The organism is Geoglobus acetivorans, assembly GCF_000789255.1.
Classification (GTDB): Archaea; Halobacteriota; Archaeoglobi; order Archaeoglobales; family Archaeoglobaceae; genus Geoglobus; species Geoglobus acetivorans_B.
The window spans coordinates 1,508,286-1,532,957 of record NZ_CP009552.1; the positions used below are offsets into that span (position 1 = coordinate 1,508,286).

Consider the following 24,672-nt stretch of genomic DNA (forward strand, 5'->3'; position numbering starts at 1 on the left):
GTTTGCATTAAAATAAAGAAAAACAGGGAGGTTACCTCGCCCCCTGGATAAATGCCTTCACGTCCTCCGGAACGCTTTTCTCTGCCGATTTGTTCAGCACACCATCGTCAAGGAAGTCAATCGTATCATAGATGATCTGCTTCACATACTCCGGGTTGTGGACGAATGCACCGGGTTCGCGAGCAAGCAGGTTGAGGTTGTACGCGGCTCCAAGAACGTCCTTGCTCGGCCAGTCCTTGAACGCGTTTGCAAACGTGTGCTCCTCAGCATTGGGCGTGCCGTAGAAGTACGGATACCTCTCCTCATCGTAGTAGATGCCCTTCTCCGCCAGAAGCTTTTCAATTGTCTTTAACGCAGATTCGTACTGAGATTTTCTCTCGTTTATCGTTGATATCAGGGCATTCTTGTCATCTCCGTGGCACTTCTTGCAGAGCGTGTCGTACGCCTTGATGTCCACTACAGCCCCATTTTCGACCACAACAGCCTCAAATGTGTGGTCTGCATTGTTCATGTGGCATGCGGTGCAGAGAGACCATCTATACTTGCGTGCGGGTTGGATGCAACATAGTCCCTTCCCTCAAACTCGTAGGGCAGAGTTCTGAAGATTATGCCTCCCGCAGCCAGATAGTGAGAGTTGAACGCTCCAAAGTGCTTGCCCTTTATCTCCTCAGCCAACTTTATCGCAGCCCCGCTGCTCCTTCCCGAATGGCACACCATACACAGATTGGATTCGCCGAGATCCGGCACTGATGAAATCCTGTCCGCGGGCTCTGAATACTCCGCAACCCTCTCAAATTTACCGGGGTTTCTCAGCTCAAAGCTTCCATCCTCAACCCTGTGGCAGGCCCAGCAGTACAGGAATTCCTTCTGCTGTCCTGTCAGCAGGAAAGTGTTGTTCTCCGGGTTGTAGTTTTCAGGATCGCTTACAAAGTTTCTGAAACCCGTCGAGGTGTGGCATTTCTGGCAGGGCTGCCTGTTGGGCTGCTTGAAATCATAGTGGACCCATGCTGGCGCATCTTCTTCGGTTACGGCCTTGGTGACGTCCTCCTCTTTCACCTCAAGCACATGCCCTCCATGGGCGGAGCGTCCCCACTCCTCCATCTTTGGAACTGCCCCTTTGGAGAAAGAGTTCCAAGCTTCATGCCCCCCACAACGCCATACCCGAAAATCTTAGGGTTAACTATTAATAATTAAAAACATAAAAAAGAGTTTCGGGTGAATTGCCATGAGAAGAGTGTTGCTGGCACTCTTGATTTTTGCCCTATTGATTACCATAGCGAGCGCAAATGAGTGCATCGACTGCCACAGACAGGTGACTCCCGGCATAGTTGACCAGTGGCTTTCAGGGAATATGAGCAAGTACTTCGGCTGTGAGGCCTGTCATGGAAGTGATCATAAAAACTCTGACGACTGGCAGAATGCGAAAATGCCAACTCCAGACACCTGCAAAGCCTGCCACCCTAAGCAATACAACCAGTATGCAAGCGGGAAGCACTACTATGCGTGGATAGCCATGAACGCCATGCCCGCACTCCAGCACGTACCGAATCCTCAAAGAGATCTTGAGGGATTTAAAGGATGCAGCGGATGCCACAAAATAGGACACATCGAGGAGAAGGAGGGGTACAGGTACGGTGCTGCTGCATGTGATTCCTGCCACACCCGCCACAAGTTCAGCAAAGAGGAAGCAAGAAAGCCTGAGGCCTGTTTACCGTGCCACATGGGCTTTGACCATCCACAGTACGAGATGTGGTCAACCAGCAAGCACGGAGTCATATACAGGATTGAAGGAGACACGGGCAGGGCACCAAAATGTCAGACCTGCCACATGGCCAACGGAAATCACAGCGTCATGACCGCATGGGGATTCCTGGCCCTGAGGGTTCCTGAAGATGATGAAGAGTGGTGGAAGGATAGAGTAACGATCCTGCAGGCCCTCGGAGTGCTGGATGAGGACGGAAATCCGACGGAGAGGTTTGAAATTGTCAAGGCGGGCAAGGTTGCGAGACTGAGCAAGGAAAAATGGCAGACAGAGAGGGAAAGAATGATCACAATATGCAGCCAGTGCCATTCTGAGAACTTCGCCAGAGAACAGCTTGAAGCTGGTGACAAAATGATAAGGGAAGCAGACAGAGTGTTTGCAGAAGCTATAAGGACTGTTAAGGAGCTTTATGATCTCGGAATACTTGAAAAGCCAGATGACTGGAAATATGCTCCCGACCTGCTGCAGTTCTATGAGGTCAAAACACCGATAGAGGAAGAGCTTTACCTGATGTTCATGGAGTACAGAATGAGGACATTTCAGGGAGCGTTCCACATGAACCCGGACTACAGCTTCTGGTATGGGTGGGCACCACTCAAAGAGTCACTGATCAAAATAAAGTACGAGGCTGAGAAACTTAAGGCTGAAAAGCTCGGAGAGAGCGAGGTGGTTACAACGACAACACCAGCTCCGGAAAAAACAGAAGCTCAAGAAACTAAATCAACTCCAGGATTTGAAGGCATCGTTACAGCCTTAGCAATAGTTTCGGCAATGATATTTGCAGGAAGGCGTGCAAAATAACTCCTTTAATTTTTTATCCTGAAGGCTTTACTGCCGAAGCACAAAACCCGAACTTTTAAATTTTATTCTGCAAAATCAGAGACCATGTTCGACAGAAAGACGAGGATGATGCTCATAATGGGTGTGCTGAACGACTGTTTTGGAGATGTAAGAACCACAATAGCCAATCTCTCGGAGTTTATAGCATCACACCCGGATTTTAAGGAAATTGACGAGCTTGAGTTGAGGGAAATACTCAACAAAGCTTACGAACTTGAGAGAAAAATATTAGAAACGATGGATAAAGCCAAAAAAGAAGTTTATGACTCGACGTAAGAAATAACGGCATTGGCCATTTCCATTGTTTTTAACTCTCCACCAAGATCTGGTGTTGTTCTGCCCTCGGATATGGCTTTCTCGACCGCACCCTCTATCCTGTCTGCATGATCCTGATAACCAAAATGCCTGAGCATCATGCACGCCGTCAGGATCATTGCCGTCGGGTTGGCAATACCCTTTCCGGCTATGTCGAAAGCTGCCCCGTGCACGGGCTCGAAAATTGCATAGCTCTCCCCCACATTTGCCGATGGTGCAAGCCCGAGCCCGCCAACAACTCCCGCTGCAAGGTCTGAAACGATGTCGCCGAACATGTTTGTCGTCACGATCACATCAAACATCTGGGGTTTCATGGCCACGTACATGCAGGCTGCATCTATGTAGTAGTCGTTCGCCTCTACGCCCTCATACTCTCCGGCAACCTCGTAGAACACCTGCCTGAAGAGTCCGCACGTCTTCTTCATCACGTTCGCCTTGTGCAGGGCCGTAACCCTTTTCCTGCCCTCCCTTTTTGCAAGCTCGAAGGCGTACCTCACAATCCTTTCGCTCGCCTCTCTCGTTATCACCCTCACAGCCTCGGTTATGCCATCAGCGACCTCAAACTCCAGGCCTTTGTAGAGACATTCGGTGTTCTCTCTCACAATGACCATGTTGACGTTCTCGTGCAAAGCCGGAACGCCATTAAACGTTCTTGCAGGCCTTATGTTGGCGAAGGTGTTGAGCTCCTGCCTCAGCCTGACTATGACGTCCGCTGCGGTCTCTCCAGCCGCTCCAAAAAGCACCGCATCGCACTTCCTGACCTCCTCGAGCGTTTCGTCCGGCAGGGCCTTGCCGTATTTTTTCTCCGCCTCATCCCCTGCCTCAAGCCAAACATATTTGAAGGGAAGATTGAAATTTTCCAGTACCAGCATTGCTGCTTCCATTACTTCCTGTCCGATACCATCTCCAGGGATGACTGCTATTTTTTTCATTTCAGCTCACCGTAAAGATTTCTGGCAAAATTAACAAGACCCCCACTGTCGAGAATGTTTCTGAGAAATTCCGGTAACGGGTTGAATTCGTATTCCTCATTCTTCGTTTTATTCACAATAACATTTCTCTCATAGTCAATTTCAAGCTCATCCCCATCATCAATCCTGTCCGCATTACTGCATTCGATAACCTTCAGACCTATATTTATCGCATTTCTGAAGAAGATTCTGGCGTAGCTTTTGGCAATCACCGCCTCGATCTTTGTTGCCTTCAGTGCGAGGGGTGCGTGTTCTCTGCTGCTCCCACAGCCGAAATTCTCTCCTGCCACTACAAAATCCCCTTTCTGAACGTCCTGTGCAAAATCAGGTCTGACGTTCTCAAAAACATGCTCCGCAAGTTTATCCGGCTCATTTATGACAAGATATTTTCCCTGAATTATTACATCAGTATCAATGTCATCCCCAAATTTCCATGCTCTGCCCATGTGAAGGTGTGGCATCCTTCCAGTTATAAATCTTTCACTTTCAAGTTCAAAAAGATTTAATTGAGGCATGCTCGAAGCATAAACCATGAAGGTCAGATTCATCACCTCAAATAAAGGCAAATTCGAGGAAATGAAGCACATAGGGGAAAAATACGGCATAGATGTCGAGTGGGTCAGCATGGAATATCTGGAACCCCAGGGTAGCAGCTTGGAGTTTGTTGCCAGAAAGAGCATTGAGATGATTGGTGCCAAACCACCGTTTTTCATTGAGGATAGCGGTCTTTTCATTGAGGCACTGAATGGTTTTCCGGGCGTGTACTCATCATACGTTTTCAAAACAATAGGCAATGAGGGGATACTGAAACTCATGGAGGGTGTGGAGAACAGAAAAGCCAGATTCGTATGCGTTATAGCATACACTGATGGAAATGAAATGCAGATTTTCACGGGAGAAGTCGAGGGCGAGATTGCACATGAGGCGAGAGGAGAGGCCGGTTTTGGATACGATCCCATCTTTGAAGTTAGTGGCAGGACATTTGCTGAGATGGGTGAGGAAAAGAATGCTGTGAGCCACCGGAGAAGAGCAGCAGAAAAATTTTTCAGCTGGCTGGCAAAAAGTTTTTAATCGATAGGTACTGCTGAGTGGAAGGGGTTGATAAAGATGGCAAGGATGCATGCAAGAAGGAAAGGAAAATCAGGATCAAATAGAGTTTACAGAGATTCTCCTCCTGAATGGGTGGATTTGAAAGCGGAGGAGGTCGAGAAACTCGTTATCAAGCTCTATAACGAAGGATACGAGCCGAGTGTTATCGGAACAGTCCTGAGAGACACCTACGGAGTGCCTTCAGTAAAGCAGATTACAGGAAAGAAAATAACGGAAATACTCAAGGAGAACGGTGTTGAGATAAAGATACCTGAGGACCTGAAATCCCTCATAAGGAAGGCAATAAACCTGAGGAAGCATCTGGAGACTCACAGAAAGGATCTGCACAACAAGAGGGGATTGCAGCTGATTGAAGCAAAGATCCACAGGCTCTCATGGTACTACAAGGAAAAGGGAGTCCTGCCCGAAAACTGGAAGTACGATCCGGTCAAGCTTGAAATTGAGCTGTTCAGATAATGGCACACCTCAGAGGTCATCACCTTATCTGCCTAAATTTTTTTAGAGGCGAAGGATACAGTCAGGATTTTGTGAATAACCTGTTCAGAATTCTCAAAGAAGATCAAATCAGCGTAATTTTCGGTGCCGACGATGTCTGCACGAGATGTCCACATCTTGAAGATGGACTATGCAATTACGAGGAGAATGCAGAAGAACACATTGTTGAGCTTGATCAGATGGCGTACAGGTTGCTGAATGTTTTCCCGGGAATGGAGATTTCCTGGAAAGATGTGAAAAACAGGCTGCCAGAGATAATGGGGGCCTGGAAGAAGTTTGCATGCGAAAACTGCGACTGGAGACGTGTCTGTGAGAGCGATGATGAGTGGAACAGTTACTGATGAGATTCACGCAAAAGGCCATGAGAACATAACGGCAAGACACAGGACCACCTTGGAGGTCACCAAAGATGCAGAGATTACGCCAAGGGGAGACTGCATCGTGGGTGTGAGGGCAGACAAATCTGTAAAAGATCTGAACGAGGAGATAAAACGCAGAATTAGAGAGGGGGCAGAACTGAAAATCAGCCTCATACTGCCAGACTACGGGAAAAAAATCACATTCCATGCAGCTGGCAGTGAAAAGCTTGAACTCACTCACCCCACTGACGTAGTTATAAGAAAAAGTGATTATACCTGTCCGAGAACCCTTGGAATTCACTCGGAGATCGCTTCAGCAGACATAGACAGAGAGTTTGCAGACCTGCTCAGAGACAGAAAAACCACTGTGATTCTGAGAATAGAGGTCTGAAAAAATTTATATTCGGATAATACAATTAAAAATCAATGATGCAAAGCAGTCCGATTCTAAGAAAGCTGTATATGAATCTCGCAGCGTCATTCATAGTGGGATTGGTACTCTATTTCATGCTCTTTGGACTGTACAAGATAGTAGCCGGAATGAATATAATCCTGAACACTTCACTGATATTTGCGGTCTTTGCAGTCTCGTTCATAATATCGGGAGTGATTCTCGAACACAGAAGTCAGAATCCTGAAAGGCCATATTACCTCATAGGCGCCCTTATTATTGCACTTGTTATAACCTTTGTATTCCTCTGTACAGTAAATGGACTGCTCGTTACTGCCAAGGAAGGCCTGCCAGATACTGAGATTTTCGTGACATATGTATCCGCACTGACGGCAATGGCCTTTGCGATAATAAAAATCCTGAGCAGGGGAATTCCAGAAACGAGATATTAAAAAATTGGTTTAAATTAGTCCGGCTCTCTGGAGAAGCAGAATATCTTCGGTCTCCAGTTTTTCTCCTCTCTTGAACATCTCGTAGATCTCCTTCGCTTTTCTGATCAGTTCCTCTTTCTCTCTCTGCTCCTTACTCTTGCTCTGCTTGGCCTTCAGCGCCTTGATAATCTTGTCAAGGTCCTTTATGTCCTTCCTGGTTTTGATTATCTCAGCATGATACCTGTCTGCCTCTTTCCTCGCCTCAACCGCTTTTGCATGGTATTCGTCGGCCTTCTTCCGAGTTTCATCGACGTTCTTCAGAAGCTCAACGATCTGCTCATGCACGCCATCTGCCTGCTCCTGATAACCCTTAATCTGCTCCGTTAGACTTCTGACCTCTTCTTTCAGCTTCTTTATCTCTGCTATGAGCTTCTTGAACTCCTCGTGCTTCTCAAGCTGTGTTTTTCTCTCCTCAAGTTCCCTCTTGAGCTTCGCAATCCTCTCAACAAGCTGTCTTTCTTTTTCAATCGTAAGAACGGCAGTCTGCTGCTTGAACTCAAGTCTCCGTATCTCCTTCTCTATCTCCCCAAGTGGCCTTCCTCCTCGGTCTATGTTCCTCCTGAGCTTGTCAAGGTCCTTGTAAAGGGCATCTATCTTCTTGTGAAGTTCGCTTCTCTCCGCTCTAAGCTCCTTTGCTTTCGAATTTAGCTCATCTCTGGACTTTTTCAGCTCTCTGACCTTGTTCAGCAGTTCCTTTACCTGCGCATTCAGTTCATTTCTCTTTTCAGCCAGCTTCTTGGACTCCTCGTTCAGCTCGTCCCTCTTCCTGATAAAATCCTTAAGATCCTTCTCCAGCTGTTCTCTCCTCTCAACCAACTTCTCCAGCATCATGGTCTCACAACAGCAATCTTTGTAGTTGCTTAAAGGCAGGATTATGGGGGGAATTTAAACTTTATGCTGTCCGGTTCCGAGGAATGAATATAAAAGTTTCGGGATTTTGTTTCAGTAGCCCACCAGAGTTCTGTAAGGATTATTCATTGATTTTGCAGGCTTCATGCTTACAGTTAATGGCGAGCATGTGGAAAAACTAAAAAAGAGTTTTCAGCAAATTTTCGGGAATTCATAAGCCGGATGTTCCTCAAACGTGTACTTTACCGTGTTGAACTGAGATTTGAGCTGCTTCACCCTGTTTCCTGCCTCCTTTTCAGAAATTTTTCCAGTGATGACTCCGTGGATAATCTCGGCAATCTCTTCCATCTCAGGTTCTTTCATTCCCAGCCTCGTCAGTTCCTGAACACCCATCCTTATGCCAGACGGATTTGCAGTATCCTTCAAACTGTCCCATGGCAAAAGATTTTTGTTCAGTATTATCCCCGCAGCTTCAAGTTTTTCGGCAACCCTCTCTCCTCCACCGTGCCTGCTCACATCAACGGCAACCTGATGCGTTTCCGTGAATCCCCTGTTCTCTCCAACAACATCCAACCCAAGCTCATGAAGTCTCTCAGCAAGCTTCCTGGCGTTATCAATCACCTGTCTTGCATAGCCCTCTCCGTAAATCTTCATTTCCATGGCCGATACGGCGTAGCCTGCAAGTGTGTTCAGGTGGTGGTTGCTGACCACTCCCGGAAAGACCGCTCTGTCTATAACATCTGCCAGCTCTTTTCTGCAGAGTATTACCGCCCTCTGCGGGCCGAAGAAAGTTTTGTGGGTTGAACCGGTCATGACATCCGCCCCTTCTTTGAGCGGCTTCTGAAACTGTTTTCCCGCAATCAGTCCGAGAACGTGGCTTGCATCAAACATTATTTTCGCATTTATTTCGTCCGCAATTTCTTTAAGTTCTTCCACAGGTTGTTTGAAGAGAATGAGACTCGTGCCAAGAACAAAAAGCTTCGGTTTTTCCTTCAGAGCGATTTTCCTCGTTTCTTCAATATCTATCTCAAAGCTATCGTTATCAAACGGATAGTAAAGGGTTGAAAGTCCCCTCAACCCGGCAGCCGATACCCTGTCATGGCTTATGTGCCCACCACAGGGAACTGAGTAGGCCATTATCTTATCTCCCGGATCTGTCAGAGCGAAGAATACTGCAAGATTTGCAACAACACCACTTACAGGCTGAACGTTGGCATGCTCCGCTTCAAAAAGCTCCTTTGTGAGAGAAATGGCGAGGCTCTCAATCTCGTCTATGAACGCGCATCCCTGGTAGTACCTCTCGCCAACCCTGCCCTCGGCATATCTGTGACCCAGGTCGGAAACGTAACACCCCCTCACAAACCTGCTCGTCAGATTTTCGCTCGCAATCATGGGGAGGGAGTCAGCGTAAAACCTGTGATGCCTGTCAATTATCCCGTACACTTCCCGGTAATCCATGGATTTCAGGTGTTCAGATTACTTTTTAAATTTTTGCGCTGCGCGGTATCTGCCCTGAAGGCATGAGATCAGCCGGAGCTTCTTGAGAGCCACACAACGACCAGCAGGACGAAGACGAGTCCCGAAAAAGCAGTCCCGAGCACAACCTTTCCGGAAACGAGCCCCAGGTTGTAGATCAGGGTGGCTGTGAACACCGCAGCCAGCAGCACCTGCACTGTCAGGAAAACCACATAAGGTCTCTCCACCGGAAGCCTGAGTATCAGAGGCTCCTTCGCCGAGAATGCTGTCAGAGCGATCACCGCAAGCATCACTGTTGAGGGGATCACCAGAATCCCGGCAATCTTGCCCGCAAACCCGTCTGGCGTCCCATCAATGGTAAAGTGAACTGCGACGACATCCGGAAGGGAGTTCCAGGAAAGGGCTGCGATGAGCAGATATGCGAGCAGTGGGACGGTCTGAAGCAGGATGGGCTTCTCCACACTTCCGGCAGAGAAGGGTTTCATTTCTCCTGGAGGGGATGACATGTCTTCCATCTCGTACGTCTCCTTGGCTATCCGGTAGCTGACGTACACAAGGGGAACGAGGGATAGAAGATAGATGGCGATGAAGGCGTGGATCGGGGGGTTGAGCAGAAGGACAGCGAGCAGCATGGCCACTCCAACGAGCACGCTGTAAGCGCCGGCAAACGCGTTGGCTTTCTTCCACGCCTCTCTCGAGAGGTAAGTGTATCCCATTCTCACCCCAACGTACGGGTTTGGCCTGTCCCTCACAAGCAGCGTGACGATTCCCATAAAGACCAGCAGCAGAGAAAGGGACACCTCAATCTCCACCATCACCACCTCCGAGAACCTCCAGAATCTTTTTAATTTCGAGTTCGAGCTCACTTAAAACCTCTCTGCCAAGTTCGGTGAGCCTGTAGCACTTTCTCGGCCTGCTTTCCACCACCCAGAAGCCCTCTATCAGCCCCAGCCTCTGAAGACTCTTCAGCAGGTCGTACATCGCACCCTCACTCGGAGCGAAGCCCATTTCCTCGAGCTTTTTTCTGATGAAGTACCCGTGCATCTCCTCCTTTTTCAGCATTGAGAGGATCAGGTACGAGTACACTCCCGACCTGAGCTCCCTCCTGAGCTTCTTCAGCGCTCTCCCCTTCCTGTCGAACATACCTCTTAATGAGAGGTATCGAAGCTCGATGTATAAAAGCATTGCGAAGCGTGACAATGGATGTTTCAGCGGCAACATTCCGTTCCAGAAGTCGTCAGTCCAGCGCGATCTTGCCTGCTGGGAAACATTTTAAAGCCCGAAAAAAGACTGTTTGCATGCGTTACGTGACTCTAACAGTGCTGCTCGTCATCTCAGCTGTCCTCATCGCGGCCCTCCCTTCAGAAAGCAGGCTCGGTGAAACGTACAAGCTCGTCTACATTCACGTCCCGATTTCTCTGGTCACGATAGCCACCACCCTCCTGCTTCCGCTCGTCCACCTCAGATTGCCGGGGTTCGTAAAGGGTGTTTCGCTCACAACCACAGCATATGCGGCAGTTCACCTCATTCTCTCCGCAGTCTTCATGTACGCAGCGTGGGGAGGAATAATCTTCTCCGAGCCCAAGTTCGTTTTCAGTCTCGTTCTGCTGTTCTTCACAGCGACTCACACAGCCCTGTGCCTTGTGGATTTGAGACTCGCCAGATACTACTCCCTCCTTGCAATTGTGATTGTTCCGTACTTCTACTTTCAGGCGGCCTCGGCGGGCTTTCAGCTCCACCCAAAGGGCGTAGAAATGCCGGCCTTTCTGTACCTTCCGTACACTCTCACATTCCCGCTGGTCGCACTCACGTACATCACGCTGGCCGGAAAACTGCAGAAGCTCTGACCAGCACCGCTTTTTTATATAAAAGATGATGACAGTATGCAGGTATGAGCAGGTGGGTTTACCCCATTCTGGGCATGATCATACTGACCATGCTCGGCGGAATATACACCTTCAGCCTCTTCTACAAACCCCTCCAGGAGTTCTACGGGATCTCAAATGTTGCGCCCCTCACACTCGCGTTCTCCCTCATAACGCTCACCTACTCGATCTTCATAATCCCCGCCGGCCTTCTGTACGACAGGCTCGGTCCGAAGATCCCGCTCATCACCGGTGCGTTCACCATATTCTCGGGATACCTGCTCGCGAGCCAGATGAAGAACTTTGACTGGGACACGGCAAGGGTCCTGTACTACGTCGGCCTGGGCTTTCTGCCCGGGCTCGGAATAGCGCTGGTTGACGCGGTCCCGAGACCGCTCGCATCCAAGTGGTTCCCCGACAGGCCAGGAACTGCTATCGGGCTCGTTGCTGTTGGATTCGGGATCGGAGCTGCGGTTATGACGCCCGTAATAACCGGCATGCTTGAGAAGTTTGGAGTGTTCAGGACCTTCGCCCTTGTGGGGCTGATGTACTTCGCCGTGATCGTTTTCTGCGCGCTGCCAATGAGGGATCCTGAGTCGAGAAAAGGAGAGTCCGCTCACGACCTCGATCTCGGCATGGTTCTGAGGAAAGGAAGGTTCTACAGGCTGTGGTTTGCGTTCTTCCTCTCGTCATTTGCAGGGCTGATGGTGATAGGCAACGCGGCCCCAATTCTGCGTGAGGGGGCAAGGAACACTCCGGAGCTTGCTGGACTCGTTGCCGCGTTTCTGATCATCACCTCCTTCGCGAACGCTGGTGGCAGATTCGCTTGGGGTTTCGCTCTCGACAGGCTCGGAGTTTTCAGGGCACTCAGGTTCAACTTCCTGCTGTCCGCAGCTGCCTCGCTTCTCTTAGCCTTCACGTACTCCACCTACGTCGTCTTTCCCCTCGCATCCGTGATATACGCGAACTACGGCGGAGTTCTTGCGATGTTTCCGGCCGCTGTTTCAATTTACTTCGGCAGGAAGTACGCTGGCAGGATATACGGGGCGATATTCACCGCATGGGGTTTCTCGGGACTGCTCGCTCCGTACACGGGAGGGCTGATAAGGGATCTGACGGGGGAGTACGTCTACGCGTTTTACGTTGCATTCGCCGTGAGTTTGATTGCGGTGGTGCTGATGATGGGGAAAGAAGAGGTGACGAGAGAGCCGGACAGAGTAGGAAACAATTAAAATGAAAGCCTACCCGGAGTGTCTAAGCCAGACTGCAGCCAGAACGGATAGCAGCGCGGCAATTACAGTGAAAGCTGGGGTTTCGGCCCCTCTACTACTCCCGGCAGCGGTACCGTTCTCCCCGGGTGTTCCCACTGACCCGGGAACCGTGCTCCTGTTTTCCGTTACAGATGGTCCAGGTGTTTTTTCGCCAGATGTTCCGGGAGCTTTCTGAGGTGGCACAACATTAGGTCTGCTCTCCGTCACGTTTTCGCCCTCCGCATTCTCCGTCCCGTGCTGTTGCGGGGGGGAAGTGCCGTTTATCTCATGCCCGGGTGTCACCGTGGGACCGGGTGTGCCGATCTGTCCGGGCCCACTGGGAACCCCGCCACCTCCACCTGTGCTTCCTCCAGAGAGCGTGGAGACTGGCGCGGGAGTGAGAGACTCCTCAAGTTCCGGAGTCTGAGCTGGCTGAGGCGTGGGCTTAGGTGTTGGAGTGAGTTCAAGGGTTGCCGTCGGTTCAGGTGTCGGGGTCGGCGTCTGAAGCGGAGACGTGTTTACAACATCAAAGCTTACAGAGGAGTAATTGATAAGCTTCGGTGGGTCACTCCTATCGTAAACGTACACCACCACTTCCCAGCTCCCGGGAAAGACCACAAAGGAGTCCGAAATAGATGTAGATGTGAAGTCCTTCGTTACTTCGCGATAAACAGTTCCGTTGTGTATCCACTGAAACCTGGCAGAACCCGCAAGGTCTTCGTAATTTGAAACATAGGCCTCCACAGTGTCCCCATCCCGGGGATTTTCTGGAAATACTGTCACCGGGAAATACGGTACATTTTGCGCAGAAACCACTGCTACGAACACCAGAATGCCAGCCACCAGTATCAGGAATGTCCTTATACCTACCATGTTATCCCCACCCTGTCTCCAGCAAGTTTTCTGGAGTTTGCATCCCATACCTCTACAACAACAACAATATTCGTCCCGCTTTCGGGAACATCTTTTTTCTCCATCCCTATGTATGCTGTAATGTTGTCTCCAACAGTATTAATGCTTACCGGAGCAACCGGTGTGATCACTATCCTGCCACTCTTGTTATAGATTGCATAAACATGTATGCCGGGAAAAGGAGGAGAGTTCGTTACTCTGACCTTCTCAATTTCAACCTCAGCTCTTTTCGCTGAATTGATCTTCACAATGTGCTGACCAGAGATCACGTAGTGACTGAAGTTGACCTCAATCACAGGAACCTTCTCTGGCTTCTGCTGGACGCATCCGTAAAGGAAAGTTGCAAGTATGACAGAAATCGCAAGCACGATTATCCTCCACTCATGGATGGATTTTTTCGCCATCTCTCACACCCTCCCTCCATTGTAATACACAAGGTTGTTCGGTTCAGAGTATGAAACAAATGGGCCGGTGGGTGGTGTTGGCGCCCCCGCTCTCTTGCAGGATATGCAGCTATCAGCGTGCAGAATGAGCGGAGCATTGAAAATGCCCACATCTAAGTTGCCCATGATATTGGGGGGCCATGGTGCAGCTACGTACCCTCCAGAAGTCTTGTCGAAGACAGAAACGGAGTAGCTGTCAGTATGGCAGGAGTAGCATGACAGTCTTCTCGCCACATGAACAGCATCTGTCAGCTCTGGAGGCAGGGTTCCCGAAACCTGCGGATTGTGACAGGACGAAAGGCAGTAATCGGAAATGTTTGCATAGGCTGTTCCAATTTTGCTTATATCGTGTATCGGAGCCTGAGGGTTATTACTCCTGCCACCCCAGTACCAGATGACGTGGGATGAATTGGGAGTTAGGCCATTAGGGCTCGGTTCCGGATGGTTTATTGCATTCCAGATGTCAGCATGGCAATCAGTGCAGTTTATCGAACTCAACGGCCTCCAGATGTGCTTCGCTCCAGAGCCACCCTTAAAAACCACAGTCGTGTTCGCTGGGCCCAGCGAATTCACAACCACTGACGTCCACGACTGAAAGGTGAAGTTATAGTACTGCGGCCTGACAAACTCAATATTCAGCTTGAAATCTGTGTGACACGCCAAGCATGCTTCGTTCTCACCAACACCAAGGCTGAAGTTGAGGGCGTCCTGAACGAATTTCTTGTGGGCTGAGTAATCAGTCCCGTAGTTTGGGTCTCCAAACGCATTTGCCTTTGGGACTGAAACGGTGGTTCCGTTTGCAAGGGTTATGCTGGTTTTTGAGTGGCAGTCAAGGCAGCGGGGCTTTACTGCAGCGTGTGCTTCACCTCCCGAAACCCATGTGCCGTTGTCGTAAGCTACGGTCTGGCCGAGGTAGGGGTTGCGGTGGCAGTCCTCACATGTCATGCCGGAATGGTAGGTTGAGTTGCTGAGCTCGGCTGCGATTTTTGAATGGCATTGAGTGCATGGGATGTCGTTTGAAGGAGAGGAGATGTCCTTGACATTGTGGGTTTGAAGAAGAACTGAGTAGGTGGAGTTGGGAAGGGTGTATAGGAAAATGGCAACAAGCGATATTATTACGAATACGAGAAATCTGAGGTTCACCTCACTTCACCTCGGTATAAACGATAAAGTCAGTAGGAGAAATGTCAGACACGCTCCATTCCGAGGTATTCCCAACGATATTGTTCGAGACGGTTAATGAAAACCCGGTATATGTCGTAATATTGAACTTTACCCCCACATCTGTGTGGCAGAAGATACAGGCTTCACTCTCCCCAGGATAGACGTTGGCTTCAAAAGCAGTTCCGAAGATTAGTTCAAAATGTGTCGAATTCAAACCGGAGTCGTCAGGATGGTTGCTCAATCCAAAGCCACCTGCCGCCCCGTAACTGGACAGAGCAGGATTGGAGTTATGACACCTGCAGCCAGCTGTATCATAACCAAGCACTTTGCTCAGGTTTCCATGAACTGCGTAGTGCATGTTCGTGGTGTTGAAATGACAGTAAGTGCAATCTGCCCTCGTTGCCGCATGTGCCTCAAGACCGGGCTGATTTGCTGAGCCGTTAGCATACGTTACACTTGCATTCCCCCTGTGACAGGCCTCACAGTCCTTTGTATCTGCTATCGTCGGATCGCCCCATTTTTTGTGGAGTGGCGAGAGCTGAAGCTCTTCATAAATGTCCGCATGGCATTTTTTACAGTCTACGTCAGAAGTCGGATTTGCATCCAGATAATACCATTCATGTATACCTGCAAATAGAGATACTGTCTTGGGAAGCACGAATACTCCCACCATCACGGTGGTCACAAGGATCAGTGCAAGCCTCGAAGGTCTCATTACAATTAAAAATCAGATAGAAGCTTTAAAACGTTACCGCATCTCATCACAGGAAGCTACCTGACCACTGCACCACTCGGCTCCGACTCGATCACAACACTCAGAGAATATCCACTTCCAGTATTTATGTAGCTCCGGTGACAGGGGCCGCACGAACTCCCGCCTCCAGCATTATGGCATGGGCCACATCCCATCCCCATCGTGCCAGTGTGGTCCGCAGCCTCGTGGCACCCCATGCACATGTCACCGTTGAACGTGTTGGCGTACAGACCTATCACGTCAGATATTTTCCTGTGATCCGCGCTAATGTTTAGAGCTGAATAGCTCGCGCTGTATCCGCTGTACCTCATAACCGGAGAAGGGTCCTTCGTTTTTCCTGAACCGTGGCAGGTTACACACTTTATCCTTTCTGCAGCATGAACGAAATTCGAGTTCGTGTCCGAGACAACGGCAGAGAGACCATATGTTGATGCAGCAGATGGATTGATGGCAGCATACCTCGCAACGTTGTGGCATTCGTAGCAGTAGGTGGAGTTCACCCAAGTAGCTCTGTAAGCATCCGGCACATAGTGGTACCTCAGATTTCCCCAGTAATTGTTGGTCTCCCAGTTGTAGCTTATGGAGTCATCAATCTCGATTGGTGCGTGAGTATACTGCGTGTATGGCGAACCTGGGGTTCCATTAATAAGAGCGTCGTAGATGTTTTTGTGGCACGAAGTGCAGTCTATCGAACTCAAGGGTTTCCATATATGTTTTGAGCCGTTCCCAGTCAGAGAGATCTGATAAGTTCTTGTTCCATTAACATTAAAGTTCGTTATACTCCAGTCGAAGCTCTTGGTGTAGCTGATGTTCCAGAAATACCTGAACTCAATATTCAGCTTGAAATCTGTGTGACACGCCAAGCATGCTTCGTTCTCACCAACACCAAGGCTGAAGTTGAGGGCGTCCTGAACGAATTTCTTGTGGGCTGAGTAATCAGTCCCGTAGTTTGGGTCTCCAAACGCATTTGCCTTTGGGACTGAAACGGTGGTTCCGTTTGCAAGGGTTATGCTGGTTTTTGAGTGGCAGTCAAGGCAGCGGGGCTTTACTGCAGCGTGTGCTTCACCTCCCGAAACCCATGTGCCGTTGTCGTAAGCTACGGTCTGGCCGAGGTAGGGGTTGCGGTGGCAGTCCTCACATGTCATGCCGGAATGGTAGGTTGAGTTGCTGAGCTCGGCTGCGATTTTTGAATGGCATTGAGTGCATGGGATGTCGTTTGAAGGAGAGGAGATGTCCTTGACATTGTGGGTTTGAAGAAGAACTGAGTAGGTGGAGTTGGGAAGGGTGTATAGGAAAATTGAGACGAGAACGATTACCAGAAGATAATACCTCAGTTGCATTAACAAAAATAGAAATGAAATAATTTAAAAATTTACTGCCCTGGCCAGTTGGCCGAACCAGGATAGGTGTTCACCCAGCCCTGACCGGTAGCGTTGCCCCAGATGACGTTTGTCACGGCGGTGGATGTATTAATTGTATAGTTACTTGTCGCATACTGCTGAAGCAGAGTGTCCCAGTTAACATCGAACTCCATTGCACCGTAGTGAGTGAAGTTAATTTTAACTGCAACATGAGTATGGCATGCAATACAGGCTTCGTTCTCCGCAAGGAGTACATCACTGCTCAGATCGGCAGAACTGACGAAGTCGGAGTGTGCTGCAAGCGATCCCGTATCATTGGCCAATCCAGTTATACCAAATCCTCCGGCTGCTGGTGCACCACCAACCTGCTTCTGATCATGGCAGTACATGCACTCTACCGTAGAGGCTGCATGAGCACCCCATTCCAGAGTAGCATCAGTCGGACCATTTGCAGTTCCACTGGCATACGCTATGCTTGTGTTTGCCTGGTGGCATCCCCTGCAGTCGTCCTCATCAGCAACTCCTGGAGTGCCCCAGCCCTTGTGATACGGGCTGTTGTTCAGCTCCTCATACACATCAGCATGACATTTCTGACAGGGTATCTGGTTGCCCGTTGCGTCAATATCGTACCAGTCATGCTGACCAACAAACAGCGATACTGTAGGAGGAAGCACTAAAACACCTACCGCAAGGAGCACGATCGCACCTAATATCAACCTACCATTCATTTATTTTCACCCAATGTATAGTTTGTTAAAAGATTTTATAAAGTTTTCCTTCGAAAACAGCACTCACAAAGAACTAAAACAAAAAATAATGAAAATTATCCAAGTTCTCAGTACACTGCCACCTCATCGAACAGCACGTGGTTTGCACCCTCGCTGAAGAGCTTGATCTGCAGGTACTGCTTGCCTGCGGGCATTTTGCCCGAGGTTATCACACCGAGCCATCCGCTGGTGACACTGTCTACATAGACTCTGTACGTCTCAGGAGTGCCTGCGTTGTCTCCAACGTCCTTGTAGGACCTGTACACGAACTGTATTCCTGCCCTGCCGTTCATGCTGTCTGAATAGATCTTGAACTGTGCCGTGAAGGTCTTGCCCTCGGCGAGGTTTATTGCGTAGTACTGCTGGTAGTACCTGTAGAGAGTTCCGAAGCTCGTGTCTGCGTATGGTGTGGTCCAGTATCCTGAACCATAGATGCCTGCAGACCTCTTTCCGATTGCAACAGTGGTGTTCACGTCAAGGCCGTTGCTGGCAATTCCCTTCGGCTCCCAGGCCTTTATGGGCTCGTATGGTTTTTGCTTGTACTCAGCACTTCTGAAGTACCTGTCAGGTCTTCCCGTGCCCCAGTCGCTGTCAAATCCTCCGTTGACCACGTAGTTCGTGGTGACGGGTGGGGTTATGATAACACTGACGTCGTCAAAGTAGGCGGTGGTGTTGCTGGCGTAGAGCCTTATGCTGAAGTTGGTAGCGCTGCTGCTTGCCGTGATCTCAACTCCCAGCAGCACCCAGTCCGAGGTGTGGCCCTCCAGCTTCACCACTGGCGTTTCGGAGATGACGGTGTTGCCGTTCCACTGGACGAGGCTGATTCCCGCATAGCCTCCGTCTGCAGGTTTCTTAACGTAGACCGTTACCTGGTATGATGCACCCGGTGTCACCTGGAACCTGGCTGACTCCAGGTAGCCTGCAGTGGCTGATGCGAGACCTGCAGATGCGCTGCCGGACTTTGGAGCTGACTGGGTGACTGCTGCCGAAACGTTGGTCCAGCTGACGGGGGTGCTGCTGACCGTCCAGCTCTCGAATCCGAAGTTGTATGCTGTTGGGGACGGGACGACACCTCCCTTCGAGAGCGTGAATGTTGTGAATGTCGTTGCACTCTTTCCTGTGTCCTTCTCTCCGGTCACGTATATCCTGTACTCTCCAGGCTCAAAACCGGTTGTGTCAATGCTGAACGTGAACTTCTCGTATCCAAAGCCCCTGCTGTCAACACCGCCGAACCTGCCGTCGTCAGGGGTAAGCTGTCCCTGCTCAACCACAACGCCATTGTGCACGAGTCTGTAGGTGGCGTTGTAGATCTGGACGTTATATCCGATTACCTCTGCAGTTATGGTTATCGTGTCTCCAACGTATGCGTAGGACTTGGATGCTGAGACGGTCACTATTGGCGGTGAGAGGTATGGAACGGTAACCGTGTCATGTATCTGTCCGTTTCCGTGGCAGTTGCCTCCTCCGCATGAGGTGTACATCGTGGCCATGTATGTGCCTATGCCCGGAGCGTGGAACGGCTCGTCCCTCTTGCTGTGGGTGTAGTGGCAGTCGCTGCACTTGACAAACGTTCCCGTCCACCCTGGCCAGCCGGGCTCCTTTACCGCTCCGTAAGGTGTTGAGTAGTTCCAGTGGTAGTATCTGCCCTCCGCATATCCTCCTGCAACGTGGCAGGACTTGCAGTCGTTGTTGCCGTGCTGGAAGGTGGTGAGCCTGACGTCTGAAGGCACGTTTACCGGGGTGCCGTTGAGGTGGCAGTCCTGGCAGCTGTAGGTTGCGACACTCCAGCCCGGATCGAACATCTTGCTCGTGTCGTAGTGGCAGGTTGTACAGTCCGCATCCGTCAGATTGCCAGTTCCATCTGTTGTGTTGACGTTGACGTGTCTGCCATAGCTTGAAACGTTTATTCCAATGCTTCCGGTGTAGCTCTCGTGGCAGGCAATGCACCCTCCTCCAGTCCCTTCGCTGACAGCGTGCACAAAGTCCTTGAGAGTTGTTGCAGACTGAGCAACACCACCATGACACTGCTTGCACACGCTGTCTGTGAAGCTTGACGAGAGGAATCCAGAGTGATCAACCCATGTTGTGCCGTCATTTGCTGTGCCTTCATCAACATCTATGCGTGGAGGAACTGGATTCAGCTGATTGCCCTTGTAGTCAGGAGAGCTCTGGTAGTGGCAGTTGGCACACCAGGTGCCTGAGAGGTCTTTTGCCCCATCTGCAATTAGTGTAACGTTGCCCAGCAACCCTGTCCTGTCCTTGTGGATTCCGCTCTGGTGGCAGTAGTAGCACGCCTCAATATCTGAGGTCCAGTAAGTACCCCACTTCTGTCCAGCAATAGGATCATTGCTGTGGTTGAGCTTCGGAATTGCAGGAATGGTGTAACCCCATGCTGTGAGGCTCGCAGATGTGTTCTGATTCTCATGACAGTCCACACAGTTGGCAGCATTGGTCTTGTCCCACATTGTGTATGTGCCGTCCGAACTGATGAACTTGATGCCATGTATCTGGGCCGTGACGGTATCATATGTCTCATCCTTCGGATCCATGTGGCACGAGTAGCAGTTCATCGTGCTGTTGTGTGCAGTTGGAATAGGTTTCGCACTGCCAATACCACTCTGATGGCATCCGAGACACAGGCCATTGCTTATCTGGGGTTTGACGTGCGTCTGGTCATGAATCCTTCCCGCACTGTGGCAGTTCCAGCACTTGGGCGAGTTGGGGCTGTCGGTGTGGTCATACATGTAGCTGTGGTTTGGATTCCGCATCACGTTCTTGAAGGTCGTCGTGGTGTTCTGGTGGCAGTAGTAACAGTCGGTCAGCACGTCACCGTTTATGTTCAGAACAAGGTCCGTTCTCTTCTTGCCATAGTGGCTTATCGTCGCGTTAACACTGCCGGCATCCGGATCGCTGTTGGCGTTGAGCATCTCGCCCTTGCTGTGGCAGTCCTGGCATGTGGCCTGCACAACAAGGTCTTCTCCAGCGTAGTAGTGTTCAGCCACAAGCGGAGCGCTGAACTGAGTTGTGCCGGTGTGGCAGTCTTCACACTTCTTCGGATTCTTGTAGCTGGCTGGATGTTCGGTAGGCTCTGTTCCGTCTCCGTGGCAGGCCCAGCATGCCTTGTCTATGGTATCCGTGAGCTTTGTCGTGTTCGCTGCATTGCTGTTCAGGTTTGCGTGGATGCTCTGCTTCATCGCCGAAACGTCAACGTGTTTCGGTGCGAATCCGCCAACATCGTGGCAGCTAACACAGTCTGGGCCACCGTTCGTGCCCTCGTCCACCTGGTGAATGAATTCACCAACAGTCGACGCGCTCTGCGCGGCTCCACCGTGACAGGACTTACAGAGACTGTCAGAGTCTCCATTTGCTATCAGACTGCCGTGGTCGAACCACTTCGAGCCCGCACTGTTAACCGCCTTTCCGGTGTTATTTACATCTATGAACGGCGGCTCTTTCGGAAGCTCGTTACCATACTTTGTGGAAACGTGGCACTGGGCACACCAGTTTCCGCTGAGGTCTTTTGCTCCGTCCAAGTTGGCCACAGTGCCAAGGGCGCTGGAAGTGTGAACAGCGTTAACGTTCGTACCGCCACTGGCGTGGCAGAAGAGGCACGCGGAATTGTCATCGCCTTTTGTCCAGTAGCTGCCCCAGTTCTGTCCCTCCCACGTTGCGTTTCCATGCTGGAAGGCTTTGTCGCCGATGTATGGCGGATTCATAGTGTACGTTCCAGTTCTCGTTGTGTACGTCCTTCCTGCAGCATTCGGATTTGCATGACAGTCCGTACACTTCACAGCGTTCGCCTTGCTCGTGGTGTAGGTCTGAAGGTCTGACGACAGGAACCTTGGCCCTCCATGTGGTGACGGGGAGTGACAGACCTCACAGGGCACGGCGTTGTTGTGCTTAGCATCGACCTGCGGTGGGTTATAACCCTTGGCCTGCACAACTGATTTCACAGCATCATTGACTCCGGGCACGTGGCAGTCCTCACAGCTCACGGCCTGAGTTTTGTCTGTTGAGTATGTTCCTGAATGAGTGAGGAACTTTACGGTGTGGAAGTCGGTCGCGTCATGACAGACATTGCAGTTCACAACGCTGTTGTGCTTGGCTATGGTGTAGCCGAAGCTATCAGTTTGCGGCTGGTAGTTGTTGGTGTAAGCACTGGAATCGTAGCTGGTCAGGCTGTTGAAGAAGTTGGATATCGCTCCGGGGGAGTGGCAGGATTCACAGTCGGCCTTGGTTACGGCGTTAGCCGAGCCAAGAGTCGTGTAGGTTGGCTGGGTCGCTGCTGTTTTGTCGAGGATGCCTATTCTGTGAGCATCCTGGGAGTGGCATGCAGTACAGTAGACTGGGTTGTCCGGGGAGTGTTTGCCCTGGTTGGTGTGGCAGGTGAGGCACTGCTCGTCTTCGGTGTATGAGTTGGAGGTTCCAGAGACAGCCGGTTTAGACAGGTCGTGGGCTGGCCCGTGGCAGCTCAGACACGGGATTGTCTGAGGAGATGTGTGAGCTTTGCTGGGCTGGCCGGTGTTGACGTCATAGGAGTAAATCGTTCTGTATGTGCCACCAACGCTGTAGCCAGTTGTGGTGTCAATTGCGGTGAGCTTGGTGTTCTTCTGGGCGTGACAGCCAGGTGTGTCGTAACACCCGGCGATTTCTGGGGCAGGATAATTCTTATTTTTATCGAAGTTTCCAAGCTTCCAGAATCCTTTCTTAGAGTCCCAATTCAAATTGTTTGTAGACACACCAAGATCGGCGTTGACGTGGCAACTAACGCAGTCTTTGTTATGAATATCTGATGCTTTCGCAGCCTTTGTCGAGTCGTAGGACCAGCCATTTCTGGCGTAACCATAATCACCCCGAACATGTATCTTGTCGTAGCCATTGTGGCACGCAGTACACTCTCCCGCAACTATCGCTCCAGCGTGTTCGCTCTTCTTAGGTTTCTGATGGAATTTGTAGCCCATTGAATATGGAGATTTTGGAGTGTAGGCGCTGTAACTGCCCGGAGTACCCCATTCACCAGCATCGCCGTGACATCTCGCACAGCCCCACCAGTTGTACATGAATGTGGCTGTTGCTTGTAGATTCTGACCGTTTACCGTCGCAGTAGCCTCAACAGTCCAGTATCCGTAGTAATTCATCCCATTAAGATTGTAGCTGAAAGACGCCACGCCAGAACTATCCGTGCTGGATTGTATTGACGTAACTGCCGTCCCATCCGGCTTTCTGATTGTAAAAGTCACTGTTACTCCGCCAATACCCCCATCTTTATCCATGACTATCGCATAACCCTTGATCGTTGTCGATTCACCACTCCAGTAGTCGTTACCCCAACTTTGTGGCGGATTGCTGAATCCATTCGCAGTGTCTGCCTGCCCGCTCTTCGGATCATCGAGCACCACAAGCCTCGAAAGGTTCAGTTTGAGAACTGGTTGTGCCGCTGCACTTCCTGTAATCGCTATTACAATCGCTATCGCTAAGAGCATCATCAGGATCGGTTTCGTTTTTATTTTCGACCTCACAATTTTCCCCTCCTAAACCCCCCAGACGGGGAGTTTAAACACATAATCTGCACCTCAATTAATAAATTTTTTTTACTGCTACTTAAGCTTTGCTGGTTATTATGAGTATTATCAACAAAACAGCCAGAAAAGCGTGAATCGACGCATGAATACACAAAGATATGAAGATTGTTTGAAAAATAAAGACATCAAGATACTGTCAATAAGCCCAAACGACCAACACCATATTCACATGTAACTGACGGATTAACGGCATAGCAGAGAAAGAGTATTGATATTGTTTAGAAAACCATTTTATACAGCAGGGGTAAAAATCGGCATTAATGAAATTGAAGTTGAATATCCTGATATTTATTACCTTAATACTGATTTTGTCCGGAATAGCATCGGCGAATTTTACCGGGCCAATAAAAATAGGAAAAGGCAGATATCCGACGATCGCACAGGATGAGAATGGCATGTACTGGCTCGTTTTCAACAACGAGAGCGGTATTTACATGATGAACTCTTCAGACCTGGCAAACTGGAGCTTGCCGGAAAAACTGCCATTTTCACAGCCAGATGACTACGATGCATACCTGAGAATCTACGACGGAAAGTTCTACATAGCATTCACTCGCCACAAGCTTGTCAATCCCCACTCTCTGTTCGGCTTCGACTATGATGTTTACCTGGCCATAGGCGATGGTAAAAACTGGAAGCTCGTGCCGATAAACACGAGCAACTCGAGCGTCGACTGGTACCCCTACATCTACCGCGATCCGTTCGGCAAGTTCTGGCTGGTGTACAGCAAGGACTACAAGGACGGAAATGGTTCGACGATAGTTGTGAGGTATTCTGACGATGCTGTCAACTGGAGCAGGGAGTATCCGGCAATACCCCCGAGCTCTCTTTTCGGCAGCATGTTCTACTTCAAAGACCGCTACTGGATGGTTTACGCACTCTACACAGGCAATTACACCATACCGGAAATCATGAACCTCCACGACCTGTACATCGCCTACAGCTTCGACGGAATAAACTGGGTCAGGGCTGCAAAGCTGACGAACACCCCTCCGCCCTACAACTTCACCCTCTACGTCGATGCTGAGACTGACGGTAAGAACATCTGGGTGTCCTACACATCCACGATCGAGGGAAACGAGGAAGTTTACATCTTCGGCTCTCCTGATGGCTTTAACTGGAGCGAGCCAGTGAGGTTGAGCAGGAACATAGAATATATCCGCAGTCTCGAAAACCCCTACAACTTCAAGTGCGATCAAAAAGACCTGCTGATAGATGAGAAGGGAAAAGCGATCGTAGTATACCAGTCCGCCATATTCCCAAACGCCACGACACTCTGGATCGTCTACGGGAAACCTGTGACCATGAAAGGGTTCTCAAAGGCAGAATACAACATAACTCTGCCATACAGATACAGTTCAGAGAAAAATCCAACATCTGAAAAAGAAAATTCCAAAAAAACGCCCCTTGGTGCCATACTACCACTTATAGCATTGGGATCTGCGCTGCTGACCGCAAGAATTGCAAAAAAGAAGAATGGATGACAGAAACTTTTAAATTTACTCACACAGAAAA

25 protein-coding genes are annotated in these 24,672 nt (G+C 50.0%); 10 read left to right on the forward strand and 15 right to left on the reverse strand.

The features are described from left to right. Positions 1-31 precede the first annotated feature (31 nt). Together GACE_RS08970 and GACE_RS08975 are read right to left on the reverse strand one after the other, a co-directional pair. Positions 32-511 carry a hypothetical protein gene (locus GACE_RS08970; protein ID WP_048092837.1) on the reverse strand — a complete coding sequence of 160 codons (480 nt, stop codon included), beginning with the start codon at positions 509-511 and terminating at the stop codon, positions 32-34. Beyond that, the gene (locus tag GACE_RS08975; protein ID WP_048092839.1) at positions 508-1,101 is read right to left on the reverse strand and encodes a hypothetical protein; all 594 of its coding nucleotides are present in this window, start codon (positions 1,099-1,101) and stop codon (positions 508-510) included. The genes GACE_RS08970 and GACE_RS08975 overlap by 4 nt, the downstream gene beginning before the upstream one ends. 124 nt (positions 1,102-1,225) lie before the next feature. Here GACE_RS08975 and GACE_RS08980 point away from each other — a divergent pair, with 124 nt between their 5' ends. Further along, entirely contained in the window at positions 1,226-2,563 is a 1,338-nt protein-coding gene (locus GACE_RS08980; RefSeq protein ID WP_048092840.1) for a multiheme c-type cytochrome, read from the forward strand. Between the two features lie 84 nt (positions 2,564-2,647). Beyond that, entirely contained in the window at positions 2,648-2,878 is a 231-nt protein-coding gene (locus GACE_RS08985) for a hypothetical protein (protein WP_048092842.1), read from the forward strand. Here the strand turns inward: GACE_RS08985 and GACE_RS08990 are convergent. Both GACE_RS08990 and GACE_RS08995 read right to left on the reverse strand, forming a co-directional pair. After that, positions 2,863-3,849: an isocitrate/isopropylmalate family dehydrogenase gene (locus GACE_RS08990; RefSeq protein ID WP_048092843.1), complete on the reverse strand. Its 987-nt coding sequence runs from the start codon at positions 3,847-3,849 to the stop codon at positions 2,863-2,865. The genes GACE_RS08985 and GACE_RS08990 overlap by 16 nt on opposite strands. Further along, a complete protein-coding gene (locus tag GACE_RS08995; protein ID WP_048093841.1) occupies positions 3,846-4,334 on the reverse strand; it encodes a LeuD/DmdB family oxidoreductase small subunit in 489 nt (162 codons plus the stop codon). Before GACE_RS08995 ends, GACE_RS08990 begins: the two co-directional genes overlap by 4 nt. Positions 4,335-4,419: 85 nt before the next feature. Between GACE_RS08995 and GACE_RS09000 the strand changes: the two genes are divergently transcribed. From GACE_RS09000 to GACE_RS09020, 5 genes are all read left to right on the forward strand, one after another. Continuing rightward, positions 4,420-4,959: an XTP/dITP diphosphatase gene (locus GACE_RS09000; protein ID WP_048092845.1), complete on the forward strand. Its 540-nt coding sequence runs from the start codon at positions 4,420-4,422 to the stop codon at positions 4,957-4,959. A 36-nt stretch (positions 4,960-4,995) separates the two neighbouring features. Next, a complete protein-coding gene (locus GACE_RS09005) occupies positions 4,996-5,454 on the forward strand; it encodes a 30S ribosomal protein S15 (RefSeq protein ID WP_048093842.1) in 459 nt (152 codons plus the stop codon). 71 nt (positions 5,455-5,525) lie between these two features. After that, positions 5,526-5,834 (forward strand): DUF1284 domain-containing protein, encoded by a 309-nt coding sequence (locus GACE_RS09010; protein ID WP_052400267.1) that lies wholly within the window; start codon positions 5,526-5,528, stop codon positions 5,832-5,834. Continuing rightward, entirely contained in the window at positions 5,812-6,243 is a 432-nt protein-coding gene (locus GACE_RS09015) for a DUF371 domain-containing protein (protein WP_048092849.1), read from the forward strand. The genes GACE_RS09010 and GACE_RS09015 overlap by 23 nt, the downstream gene beginning before the upstream one ends. Before the next feature lie 35 nt (positions 6,244-6,278). Next, complete coding sequence (locus tag GACE_RS09020) at positions 6,279-6,695, forward strand: hypothetical protein (protein ID WP_048092852.1); 417 nt, start codon at positions 6,279-6,281, stop codon at positions 6,693-6,695. A 9-nt stretch (positions 6,696-6,704) separates the two neighbouring features. On the opposite strand, the gene GACE_RS09025 is transcribed toward GACE_RS09020, so the two are convergent. The 4 genes from GACE_RS09025 to GACE_RS09040 form a co-directional block, all read right to left on the reverse strand. Beyond that, complete coding sequence (locus GACE_RS09025; RefSeq protein ID WP_048092854.1) at positions 6,705-7,565, reverse strand: DUF7121 family protein; 861 nt, start codon at positions 7,563-7,565, stop codon at positions 6,705-6,707. Between the two features lie 210 nt (positions 7,566-7,775). Then, complete coding sequence (locus GACE_RS09030; RefSeq protein ID WP_048092856.1) at positions 7,776-9,041, reverse strand: serine hydroxymethyltransferase; 1,266 nt, start codon at positions 9,039-9,041, stop codon at positions 7,776-7,778. Positions 9,042-9,109: 68 nt separating this feature from the next. Beyond that, positions 9,110-9,874, reverse strand: coding sequence for a DUF1648 domain-containing protein (locus GACE_RS09035; protein WP_048092858.1), 765 nt, complete (start codon positions 9,872-9,874; stop codon positions 9,110-9,112). Then, positions 9,861-10,202, reverse strand: a complete 342-nt coding sequence (locus tag GACE_RS09040) for a PadR family transcriptional regulator (protein ID WP_048092860.1) — start codon at positions 10,200-10,202, stop codon at positions 9,861-9,863. The genes GACE_RS09035 and GACE_RS09040 overlap by 14 nt, the downstream gene beginning before the upstream one ends. Positions 10,203-10,357: 155 nt before the next feature. Between GACE_RS09040 and GACE_RS09045 the strand changes: the two genes are divergently transcribed. Both GACE_RS09045 and GACE_RS09050 read left to right on the forward strand, forming a co-directional pair. Next, complete coding sequence (locus GACE_RS09045; protein ID WP_048092862.1) at positions 10,358-10,906, forward strand: hypothetical protein; 549 nt, start codon at positions 10,358-10,360, stop codon at positions 10,904-10,906. 44 nt (positions 10,907-10,950) lie between these two features. Continuing rightward, complete coding sequence (locus GACE_RS09050; RefSeq protein WP_048092863.1) at positions 10,951-12,156, forward strand: MFS transporter; 1,206 nt, start codon at positions 10,951-10,953, stop codon at positions 12,154-12,156. 9 nt (positions 12,157-12,165) lie between these two features. Here the strand turns inward: GACE_RS09050 and GACE_RS09055 are convergent, their stop codons facing one another. The 7 genes from GACE_RS09055 to GACE_RS09085 all read right to left on the reverse strand — a co-directional run bounded on the left by GACE_RS09055 (position 12,166) and on the right by GACE_RS09085 (position 23,094). After that, positions 12,166-13,047: a hypothetical protein gene (locus GACE_RS09055; RefSeq protein WP_048092864.1), complete on the reverse strand. Its 882-nt coding sequence runs from the start codon at positions 13,045-13,047 to the stop codon at positions 12,166-12,168. Then, positions 13,041-13,490 carry a hypothetical protein gene (locus tag GACE_RS09060; RefSeq protein ID WP_048092866.1) on the reverse strand — a complete coding sequence of 150 codons (450 nt, stop codon included), beginning with the start codon at positions 13,488-13,490 and terminating at the stop codon, positions 13,041-13,043. Before GACE_RS09060 ends, GACE_RS09055 begins: the two co-directional genes overlap by 7 nt. A gap of 3 nt (positions 13,491-13,493) precedes the next feature. Then, on the reverse strand, positions 13,494-14,672 hold the full coding sequence (locus GACE_RS09065) for a hypothetical protein (RefSeq protein WP_048092868.1): 1,179 nt from the start codon (positions 14,670-14,672) through the stop codon (positions 13,494-13,496). 1 nt (position 14,673) lies between these two features. Further along, a complete protein-coding gene (locus tag GACE_RS09070) occupies positions 14,674-15,408 on the reverse strand; it encodes a cytochrome c3 family protein (protein WP_048092870.1) in 735 nt (244 codons plus the stop codon). Between the two features lie 56 nt (positions 15,409-15,464). Continuing rightward, the gene (locus tag GACE_RS09075) at positions 15,465-16,787 is read right to left on the reverse strand and encodes a multiheme c-type cytochrome (RefSeq protein ID WP_048092872.1); all 1,323 of its coding nucleotides are present in this window, start codon (positions 16,785-16,787) and stop codon (positions 15,465-15,467) included. Positions 16,788-16,819: 32 nt separating this feature from the next. Continuing rightward, positions 16,820-17,536, reverse strand: a complete 717-nt coding sequence (locus tag GACE_RS09080; protein WP_048092874.1) for a cytochrome c3 family protein — start codon at positions 17,534-17,536, stop codon at positions 16,820-16,822. Between the two features lie 107 nt (positions 17,537-17,643). Continuing rightward, the gene (locus GACE_RS09085) at positions 17,644-23,094 is read right to left on the reverse strand and encodes a multiheme c-type cytochrome (protein ID WP_048092876.1); all 5,451 of its coding nucleotides are present in this window, start codon (positions 23,092-23,094) and stop codon (positions 17,644-17,646) included. Between the two features lie 323 nt (positions 23,095-23,417). On the opposite strand from GACE_RS09085, the gene GACE_RS09090 reads away from it, so the two are divergent. Further along, the gene (locus GACE_RS09090; RefSeq protein WP_048092878.1) at positions 23,418-24,641 is read left to right on the forward strand and encodes a hypothetical protein; all 1,224 of its coding nucleotides are present in this window, start codon (positions 23,418-23,420) and stop codon (positions 24,639-24,641) included. Positions 24,642-24,672 lie beyond the last annotated feature (31 nt).